General features: G+C 73.9%; 1 protein-coding gene. It reads left to right on the top strand.

Annotation, left to right across the window (positions count from 1 at the left end; genetic code table 11):
• The first annotated feature begins 16 nt into the window (after positions 1-16).
• The gene (locus BMY74_RS33835; protein ID WP_089922654.1) at positions 17-6,364 is read left to right on the top strand and encodes a type I polyketide synthase; all 6,348 of its coding nucleotides are present in this window, start codon (positions 17-19) and stop codon (positions 6,362-6,364) included.
• The last annotated feature ends 5 nt before the right edge of the window (positions 6,365-6,369 follow it).

Below are 6,369 nucleotides of genomic sequence, written 5' to 3'. Positions count from 1 at the left end.
ACGAGGAGGAATCGGCATGACCAGCGACGACCGGACGCTCGACTACTTGAAGCGGTTGACGACCGAGCTCCGCGACACCAGGCGCCGCCTGGACGCGGTGCAGGAGAGCGCGTCCGAGCCGCTGGCCGTCATCGGGATGGCCTGCCGGTACCCCGGCGGGGTGAACTCGCCGGAGGACCTCTGGCGACTGGTGGAGCAGGGCGAGGACGGCGTGACCACCTTCCCGGACAACCGGGGCTGGGACGCCGCCTCGCTCTACCACCCCGACCCCGACCACCGCGGCACCACGTACACCACCGCGGGCGGGTTCCTGCACGACGCCGACAGGTTCGACGCGGAGCTGTTCGGGATCTCGCCCCGCGAGGCGCTGGCCATGGACCCGCAGCAGCGCCTGCTGCTGGAGGTCACGTGGGAGGCGCTGGAACGGGCCGGGATCACCCCCGCCTCGCTGCGGGGGAGTGCCACCGGTGTGTTCGCCGGCGCGATGCGCACGGAGTACGTGTCCGGACTGACGTCGGTGTCCGAGGACATCGAAGGCTTCGTGGGCACGGGCTCGTCCAACAGCGTGCTGTCCGGCCGGGTCTCCTACACCTTCGGCCTGGAAGGGCCCGCGGTCACCATCGACACCGCGTGTTCGTCCTCTTTGGTCGCACTGCACCTGGCCGGGCACGCCCTGCGCACCGGGGAGTGCTCGCTCGCCCTGGTCGGCGGCGTCACCGTGATGTCGACGCCGGAGACGTTCGTCGAGTTCTCCCGCCAGCGCGGGCTGGCCGTCGACGGGCGGTGCAAGGCCTTCGCCGCCGCGGCGGACGGCACCGGGTGGGCCGAGGGCGCCGGTGTGCTCCTGCTGGAGAAGTTGTCGGACGCCCGCCGCAACGGGCACCGCGTCCTGGCGGTCGTCCGCGGTTCGGCGGTCAACCAGGACGGGGCCTCCAACGGCCTGACCGCTCCCAGCGGCCCGTCCCAGCAGCGGGTGATCCGCCAGGCGCTGACGAACGCCCGTCTGTCCACTTCGGACGTCGACTTCGTGGAGGCGCACGGCACGGGCACCCGTCTCGGCGACCCGATCGAGGCGCAGGCGGTGCTCGCGACCTACGGCCAGGACCGCGACGAGCCGCTGTACCTCGGATCCATCAAGTCCAACATCGGCCACTCTCAGGCGGCCGCGGGTGTCGCCGGGATCATCAAGGTCGTCGAGGCCATGAGGCACGGGGTGCTGCCGCGCACGCTCCACGTCGACGAGCCGTCGCCCCACGTCGACTGGTCGGCGGGCGCGGTGGAACTGCTCACCGAGCAGCGCCCCTGGCCGGCCGTCGACCGGCCCCGCCGCGGCGCGGTGTCGTCGTTCGGCCTGAGCGGCACCAACGCCCACGTCATCCTCGAGCAGGTCGTGGAGGAGCAGGAGGACGTCGAACGGACGTCTCCCGCGGTGCTGCCGTGGGTGCTCTCGGCCAAGACCGGGAACGCCCTGCGGGCACAGGCCTCCCGCGCCCTCGACGCCGTGGGCGGGATCGCTCCGCTCGACTTCTCCTACTCCCTGGCGACCGGCCGGGCCGCGCTCGACCGGCGTGCCGCGGTCGTCGGCTCGACCCGCGACGACCTGGTCGCCGGGCTCACCGCGCTGGCGCAGGGCACGCCCTCGCCCGCCGTGGTCGAGGGCACCCCGCTGATCGGGCGCACGGCGTTCCTGTTCACCGGGCAGAGCAGCCAGCGCTGCGGCATGGGCCGCGAGCTGTACCAGGCCTTCCCCGCCTACGCCGCGGCGTTCGACGCGGTGGTGGCGGCACTGGACGAGCACCTCGACCGGCCGCTGGCCGGCGTGGTGTTCGGCGATGACCAGGACCTGCTGGACCGGATGACCTACCTGCAGCCGGCGCTGTTCGCCGTCGAGGTGGCGTTGTTCCGGCTGCTGGAGTCCTGGGGCGCCCGTCCGGACTTCGTCGGCGGCCACTCCATCGGTGAGCTCACCGCCGCGCACGTGGCCGGTGTCTGGACGCTGGCGGACGCCGCGAAGATGGTCGCCGCCCGCGGCAGGCTCATGGAGTCGCTGCCCGCAGGCGGCGCGATGGTCAGCGTCCAGGCCGCCGAGGACGAGGTGCGCGCCGTGCTCACCCGCGGCGTCGAGATCGGTGCCGTCAACGGCCCGGACGCCGTGGTGCTGTCCGGCGACGAGGACGCGGTCCTCGCGGTGGCGGAGTCGTTCGCCGCGCGGGGCCGCAAGACCAAGCGGCTGCGCATGACGCACGCGTGCCACTCGGCGCGGATGGACGGCATGCTCGCCGAGTTCGCCGCGGTCGCGGAGAGCGTCTCCTACGGCGCCGCGACCATTCCGGTGGTGTCGAACGTGTCCGGCAAACTGGCCGGCACCGACGAGGTCACCGCGCCGGGGTACTGGCCGCGGCACGTCCGCCAGGCCGTCCGGTTCTCCGACGCGATCACCTGGCTGCGCTCCGAGGGCGTCTCGCGGTTCGTCGAGCTGGGACCCGACTCGGTGCTGACCGCCCTGGTCGCGCGCGTCCTGCCCGACGAGGACGTGCTCGCCGTGCCGATGCTGCGCGCCGGCCGTCCGGAACCGGTGACCGCGACGACCGCCCTCGCCGCACTACACGTGCGCGGCGGCCGCGTGGACTGGCGGAGGTTCTACGAGGGCACCGGGGCCCGCGCGGCGGAGCTGCCCACCTACGCGTTCCAGCACGACAGCTACTGGCTGCAGTCCGCGGGCGGCGCGGGAGACCCGGCCGGGCTGGGCCTGACCGACGCCCGCCACCCGCTGCTCGGTGCCTCGGTGGCACTGGCCGACGACTCCGGGCTCGTCCTCACCGGCAAGGTCTCGCTGTCGACGCACCCGTGGCTCGCGGACCACGTCGTCGCGGGCACCGCGCTCCTGCCGGGCACGGCGCTGGTCGAGCTGGCGCTGCGCGCGGGCGACGAGGCCGGCTGCCCTCACCTGGAAGAGCTCACCCTGTTCGAACCGGTGTTCCTGGACGGTCCGCGTGACCTCCAGGTCGTGCTGGCCGCGCCGGACGAGGCGGGCCGCCGGCCGGTGTCCCTACACTCCCGCACCGGCGAGGGCGCCTGGACCCAGCACGCCTCCGGCACGCTGACCCCCTCCGTCGAGGCACCCGACTTCGACCTCGCCGAGTGGCCCCCGCGCGGTGCCGAAGCGGTCGACCTCGGCGACGTCTACGAAGCCTTCGCCCGCAACGGCCTGGAGTACGGGACGGTGTTCCGCGGCCTGCGAGCGGCCTGGCGCCTCGGCGACGAGGTCTACGCGGAACTGCGCCTGCCCGAGGAGGGCGACGCGCAGAAGGACGCGGAGAGGTTCGGCCTGCACCCGGCACTGCTCGACTCCTGCCTGCACGCCATGGGTCTCACCGCCGACGAGGACTCCGGTCCCCGGATCCCCTACCTGTGGCAGGACGTCGCCCTGCACGCCGTCGGCGCCACCACGCTGCGGTTGCGGCTGAGCCCCGGCCAGTCGGACGCCGTCACGCTCCGGGTCGCGGACGGCGTCGGCGCTCCGGTGGCCACCATCGGCGCGCTCCTGCTGCGCCAGATCAGCGCCGACCAGTTCAGGACGGCCGAATCCGAGGGCCCGGACTCCCTGTACCGCATCGAGTGGAAAGCGCTTACCGCCGCTGACGGGAACGAGGTCGAGTGGATCTTCCTCGACGACCTGGCCGACGACGTCCCGCCCCCGCCGGTCGTCGTGCTCCCGGTGCGCACCGGAGCCGCGGACGTGGCGGGCACCGCACTGGCGGAGACCAACCGGGTCCTCTCCGTGCTCCAGCGGTGGGGCACGGACGAGCGCCTGGACGGCACCACACTGGTCGTGCTGACCCGGGACGCGGCCGGCACGGACCGGATCGACCCGGCGGCCGCCGCCGTCTGGGGCCTCGTGCGCTCGGCCCAGTCCGAGCACCCCGGCCGGTACGTGCTGATCGACACCGACGCCGGCGCACCGACCTCCGCTGAGCTCGGGGCCGCCCTCGCGACCGGGGAGCCGCAGCTGCTCTCCCGCGGCGGCGGGTTCGCCGTGCCGCGCCTGGCCTCGCTGCCGGGCACCGACGAGCTCGTGCCGCCGGCCGCGGCGGCCTGGGGACTGGGCATGACCGGTCGCGGCACCCTGGACAACCTGTGCCTGGAGCCGTACCCGCAGGTGCTGGAACCGTTGGCACCGCACGACGTCCGGATCGCCGTCGCGGCGGCGGGCCTCAACTTCCGCGACGTGCTGAACGTGCTCGGCATGTTCGAGGGCGAGCCCGGCCACCTCGGCAAGGAGGTGGCGGGCGTGGTGCTCGAGGTCGGGTCCGGGGTGACGGACCTGGCCGTCGGCGAGGCCGTGATGGGCGTGGTGGACGGCGGCCTGGGCACGATCGCCACCGCGCCCCGCGCCTACGTGACGCGGATTCCCGACGGCTGGTCGTTCGAGACCGCGGCCTCGGTCCCGCTCGTGTTCCTGACCGCCTACTACGGGCTCAAGGAACTGGCCGGGCTCCGCGCGGGCGAGTCGGTGCTGGTCCACGCCGGTGCCGGTGGCGTCGGCATGGCCGCCCTGCAGATCGCGAAGCACCTCGGCGCGGAGGTCTACGCCACCGCGAGCACCGGCAAGCAGCACGTCCTGCGGGACGCGGGGCTCGACGACGACCACATCGCCGACTCCCGCACGCTCGACTTCGAGCAGCACTTCACGGCCACCACCGGCGGTCGGGGTGTCGACGTCGTGCTGGACGCGCTGACCGGCGACTTCGTCGACGCCTCGCTGCGGCTGCTCCCGCGCGGCGGGCGGTTCATGGAGATGGGCAAGGCGGGCCTGCGCGACCCGCGGGAGGTCGCCGCGCGCCACGAGGGAGTCGTCTACCAGCCCTTCGACCTGGTCGAGGCCGAGCTGGAGCTCGTCACCCGGATGTGGGCCGAGGTCGTCGAGCTGTTCGACAGCGGCGTCCTCACCCCTCTGCCGACCCGCGTCTGGGACGTGCGGCGCGCCCCCGAGGCGTTCCGCTTCTTCAGCCAGGCCAAGCACATCGGCAAGCTGGTGCTCACGATCCCCGCCGGCCCCGAGCCGGACGGCACCGTGCTGATCACCGGTGGCACCGGTGACCTCGGCGAGGCGCTCGCCCGGCACCTGGTGACCGAGCACGGCGTCCGCCACCTGCTGCTGACCAGCAGGCGCGGCCCGGACGCACCGGGTGCGGCCGAGCTGGTCGCGGACCTGACCGGCCTGGGCGCCGACGTCACGGTCGTCGCCTGCGACGCCGCCTCCCGCGACGCCGTGGCGGACCTGCTCGCCGCCGTCCCGGCGGAGCACCCGCTGACCGGTGTCGTGCACGCGGCGGGCGTTCTGGACGACGGTCTGGTCGACGCGCTCACCCCGCAGCGGGTGGACCGCGTCTTCGGCCCCAAGGTCGCCGCCGCCTGGCACCTGCACGAGCTGACCCGGCACCTGCCGCTGCGCTGGTTCGTCCTGTTCTCCTCGGCCGCCGGCGTGCTCGGCAACGCGGGACAGGCCAACTACGCCGCGGCCAACAGCTTCCTCGACGCGCTGGCCGCCCGCCGTCGCGCCGACGGCCTGGCCGCGCACTCGATCGCGTGGGGCCTGTGGTCGGGCGGCATGGGCGGCCGGCTCGGTGAGGACGGCGAGGAACGCCTGCGCCGCAGCGGTTTCCCGCCCATCACCTCTGCCGAGGGCATGAAGATGTTCGACATCGCCGTCGGCACCGACCACCCGGTCCTGCTCGCGCTGAAGGTCGACCGCGCCACCGTCCGCGCCCACGCCTCGGAGACGTCGATGTCGCCGTTGCTGCGCGGTCTGGTCGGCGCCACCGGCCGCGCCAGGGCCAGGGCGGCGTCCGCGCAGCAGGACGGCGAGCTGCTGCGCAGGATCGCCGGGATGACCGCGGCCCAGCGGGGTGAGTTCCTGCTCGACCTGGTCCGGCGGGAGGCCGCGCTGGTGCTCGGCAGGACGGGCGCTGACAGCGTCGACCCCGCCCGCGGTTTCAGCGACCTCGGCTTCGACTCGCTGACGTCGGTCGAGTTCCGCAACCGCCTGAGCGCCGCCACCGGCGTCCGGCTGCCCTCCACGCTCGTCTTCGACTACCCGAGCCCGGCCGCGCTGGCCGCGTTCCTGCACACCGAACTGGCCGGTGACGCCGAACCCCCCGGCACCGCGCTGATCGAGCAGATCAACCGGCTGGAGGCGATGCTCGCCGGCAGCGATCCGGACGACACCGAGGTCGACCGGCGTCTGCAGCGCCTGCTGTCCGACTGGACCGCCAAGCGCTCGGACACGACGGGAACCGATCTCGACATCGCGACCCCGGACACCATCCTCGCGCTGATCGACCACGAGTTCGGCACGCGCTGACCAGC

The organism is Lentzea albida, assembly GCF_900111005.1.
In the GTDB taxonomy this organism is placed as follows: domain Bacteria; phylum Actinomycetota; class Actinomycetes; order Mycobacteriales; family Pseudonocardiaceae; genus Lentzea; species Lentzea albida.
The sequence above is the reverse complement of the archived record's forward strand: the minus strand, read 5'-3'. Positions and strand labels throughout refer to the sequence as shown.

Bases quoted from the DNA above. Each gene is read 5' to 3' on its own strand.
- BMY74_RS33835 (WP_089922654.1), top strand. From the start codon at position 17: ATGACCAGCGACGACCGGACGCTCGACTACTTGAAGCGGTTGACGACC.